We start from the raw sequence: 3,683 nt of genomic DNA, 5'->3' as shown, positions 1-3,683 counted from the left end.
TGGTGCAAGGCGTGCTGCCGGGCCTGATCAAGCGCCAGTCGCCCGCACGCACGGCGCAGATGATGGGGCTGTACTCGGCCGCGCTCATGGGCGGCGGCGCCCTGGGCGCCCAGATTTCGCCGCTGGCCGTGCAATGGGGACTGGATTGGCGCCTTGCGCTGGCGCTGTGGACTGCGCCCGCCCTGCTGGCAATGGCGCTGGCGCGGCATGCGCTGCGTGCGTTGCCGGCTCCGGCGCCCATGGCAGGGGCCAACGCCACGCAAGACACCGGCTGGCTGCGCCGGCGCCCGCGCACCTGGATGCTGATGGCCTGCTTCGGCCTCATCAACGGCGGCTATGCGGCCATGGTGGCCTGGCTTGCGCCCTTCTACCAGACGCACGGCTGGAGCCCCGCGCAAAGCGGCGGCCTGGTCGCCCTGCTGTCGGTGGCCCAGGCCGGCGCCGCGCTGGGCCTGCCCGTGCTGGCCGCGCGCCATGCCGACCGGCGGCCATGGCTGGGGTTCACGCTGCTGTGCCAGATCATCGGCCTGGCCGCGCTGGCCTGGTGGCCTGATGCGGCGCCGCTGCTCCACATCGTCATACTCGGCATCGGCCTGGGTGGGTGCTTCGCCTTGATGATGGTGGTGGCGCTCGACCATCTTCCCCACCCCACGCAGGCCGGGGCGCTCAATGCGCTGATGCAGGGCGGCGGCTTTCTGATTGCGGCGCTGGCGCCCTATGTGATCGCCCGGCTGCACCAGTTCACGGGCGGATTCGGCGCCGGCTGGCTGGCCCAGATGGCCGCCGTGCTCGTGGTCTGCGTGCTGGTGTCCCGCCTGGCACCGCAGCGCTACGCCCAGGCCATGCGGGCACCCGGCGGCTGACCCGCTTCAGTGCGCCGTTGCCTGGAAGCCGGCAGACCAGCGCACGAAGGCCCAGACGCACCAGGCCAGGCCCAGCGCCACCAGGCCGCCGCCGATCCAGCCAATGTTCTGCATGCCCGCGTGCATGCTGACCTGGCTGCCCAGCAGCGCGCCGCCGCCAATGCCGATGTTGAAGATGCCCGAGAACATGGACATGCCCACATCGGTGGCGTCGGCAGCCAGCTTGAGCACCTGGGACTGCATGGCCAGGGCGAAGCAGATCATGGCGACACCCCAGACCGAGCTCATCACATAGAGCGATGCCTCATGGCCCGAGGCCGGCACCAGCATCAGCAGGCTGGCCGACAGCACGCCAATGGCGGCCAGCAGAAAGCCGCGCGGATGGCGCAGGCCCCACCAGCTGAACATCACGCTGCCCACGATGCCCATGCCGCCGTACAGCAGCAGCACGGCCGTGGTCACCTTGCCCTCGAAGCCCGCGATGTCCTGCACGAAGGGCTCGATATAGCTGTAGGCCGTGAACTGCCCGGTGATCACGACCACCAGCAGGATGTAGATGGACAGCAGCGCCGGACGGCGCAGCAGCATGGGCACGCTGGCCAGGTTGCCCGCGTTCTCGCTGGGCAGGCGCGGCAGCAGCCGGGCCAGGGCCACCATGACGATGGCGGCCACCCCGCCCACGGCCAGGAACGTCGTGCGCCAGCCCAGCCATTCGCCCACGATCCGGCCCAGCGGAATGCCCAGCACCATGGCCATGGAGGTGCCGGTGGCCAGCAGGCTCAGCGCCACGGCCTTCCTGCCGGGCGGCGCCACGCGCACGGCCAGCGAGGCCGTGATGGACCAGAACACCGCATGCGACAGCGCGATGCCGATGCGGCTGACCATGAGCGACGCAAAGCTCCAGGCCACGCCCGACAGCACATGGCTGGCCACGAACAGCGCGAACACGCCCATCAGCAGCTTGCGCCGCTCCACATTGCGCGTGAGCAGCATGAAGGGCAGCGAGGCCAGGGCCACGATCCAGGCATAGATGGTCAGCATCAGCCCGACCTGCTCGGTGGGCATGCCAAAGCTCGCGCCAATGCTGCTGAGCAGGCCCACGGGCACGAACTCGGTGGTATTGAAGACGAAGGCGCCCAGCGCCAGCGCGATCACGCTGAGCCAGGCCTGGGCGGCCGTGGGTGTGGATGACGCGGAAACGGAGCCGGCCGCAGCGGAAACGGAAGGGGGCATGGGGAACGTGGGGCCTTTTTTGTTGCAGCGCAATATTGTGCTGCGCCATGCGACCGCCTGATGTCAGCTGCCGCGCAGGCCCCAGTGCCGCCAGGGAGACTCAGGCGGGCGGCAGGTGGCAGACGGCCTCGATGTTGTGGCCGTCGGGGTCGAGCACGAAGGCTGCGTAATAGTCGTCATGGTAGTGCGGTCGCAGGCCGGGCTCGCCATTGCAGCGCCCGCCTGCGGCCAGGGCGGCCGCGTGGAAATCATCGACCATGTTGCGGTTGTCCACGCGAAAGGCCACATGGATGGGCGGCTGGTTGGGCTCGCCGCCGGTGATCCAGAAATCAGGCTTGGGCGGCTCGCCAAAGCCGGCCGTGTCGCCGTGGCCGGTGAGCTCGGCGGACAGCTCCATCAGGATCTCGTAGCCCAGGGGAGCCAGCGCCCGCGCATAAAACTCCCGGCTGCGGTCGAAGTCCGATACGAGGATTCCCGTGTGGTCGATCATGGCGGCGCTCCTGCCTGTTCGTGACAGGCACCAGCATGCCATGGAGGCCGCCTGCGCACCAGCCGGGAGCCCCCGGTGCTCAGTAAGCGACGGTAAAGCGCTCGCGCAGGTGCAGGCCCTTGTCCAGCGCATCGACCAGGGCCACGGCCAGATCGGCGGCGGAGATGGTGCCGGGCTGGCCGTCGGCCTGCATCAACGGCTCATCCTTGCCCGTGCGGTACTGGCCCGTGCGCTCGCCATGGTCACCCAGGTGCAAGGCAATCGGCGGGCTCAGCATCGTCCAGTCCAGGCCCTGCTCCTTTTGCAGATCGTTGAGGGCATCGCGCGCAGCCGAGGCGCCGGGCTTGATGGCGGCCGGGAACTCGGGCGTGTCCACCAGTTGCCTGCCGGGCGCGATGTAGAGGCTGCCCGCACCGCCCACCACCAGATAGCGCTTGACGCCAGCCGCCTTCGTGCCCGCCACGATGGCGCGCGAGCCGCGCATGAAATCCTCATAGATGTCGGGATTGCCCCAGCCCGCGTTGTAGGCGCTGACCACGGCGTCCGCGCCTGCCACGGCCCGCTGCACGGCGGCGGCATCCAGCACATCGGCCTGCACGGCGTGCAGATGCGGCTGGGCCGCCAGCCTGGCGGGGTCGCGCACCAGGGCCACGACCTCGTGACCGCGCTGCAGCAGCTCCTTCAATACCGCCGACCCCACAAAGCCGGTTGCGCCAATGAGTGCCACTTTCATCTTCATTCCTTTGCGGCGCCTGGGCGCCTGTTCACGATGGCATTGAGATTACGCCGTTCACAATCGCTGCGGAAGACAGCAGTTTTCACCAACAGCTTGAAGCACCACTTCACAATACAGCCCATGGACGACTACAAACGCATGGCCGTTTTCGCCGCCGTGGTGCAGCACGGATCGATGAGCGCCGCCGCGCGCGCCCTGGGCATGAGCCCCTCGGCCGTGAGCCAGCAGGTGCGCCAGCTCGAGCGCGACGGCGGCGTCACCCTGCTGCACCGCTCCACCCGGCAGATCGCCCTCACCGACACGGGCGAGCGCTACTACCAGCAGTGCGCCGCCATGGCACAGGCCGCCAGCCAGGACGCGG

At 69.2% G+C, this 3,683-nt stretch carries 5 protein-coding genes; 2 read left to right on the top strand and 3 right to left on the bottom strand.

What is annotated here, in order from left to right:
- Positions 1-863: MFS transporter (locus L995_RS15000; protein WP_047472470.1), on the top strand; the 863-nt coding region annotated here is incomplete at its 5' end.
- Between the two features lie 6 nt (positions 864-869).
- Here the strand turns inward: L995_RS15000 and L995_RS14995 are convergent.
- The 3 genes from L995_RS14995 to L995_RS14985 form a co-directional block, all read right to left on the bottom strand.
- Positions 870-2,096: a sugar transporter gene (locus L995_RS14995; RefSeq protein ID WP_016452582.1), complete on the bottom strand. Its 1,227-nt coding sequence runs from the start codon at positions 2,094-2,096 to the stop codon at positions 870-872.
- A gap of 100 nt (positions 2,097-2,196) precedes the next feature.
- On the bottom strand, positions 2,197-2,586 hold the full coding sequence (locus L995_RS14990; protein ID WP_016448965.1) for a VOC family protein: 390 nt from the start codon (positions 2,584-2,586) through the stop codon (positions 2,197-2,199).
- A gap of 79 nt (positions 2,587-2,665) precedes the next feature.
- Positions 2,666-3,319 (bottom strand): NAD(P)-dependent oxidoreductase, encoded by a 654-nt coding sequence (locus L995_RS14985; protein ID WP_016448966.1) that lies wholly within the window; start codon positions 3,317-3,319, stop codon positions 2,666-2,668.
- A 123-nt stretch (positions 3,320-3,442) separates the two neighbouring features.
- On the opposite strand from L995_RS14985, the gene L995_RS14980 reads away from it, so the two are divergent.
- On the top strand, positions 3,443-3,683 hold a 241-nt coding region (locus tag L995_RS14980), incomplete at its 3' end, for a LysR family transcriptional regulator (protein ID WP_047472469.1).

Source organism: Delftia sp. ZNC0008 (genome assembly GCF_000799035.1).
Taxonomy (GTDB): Bacteria; Pseudomonadota; Gammaproteobacteria; order Burkholderiales; family Burkholderiaceae_C; genus Comamonas; species Comamonas tsuruhatensis.
The sequence above is the reverse complement of the archived record's forward strand: the minus strand, read 5'-3'. Positions and strand labels throughout refer to the sequence as shown.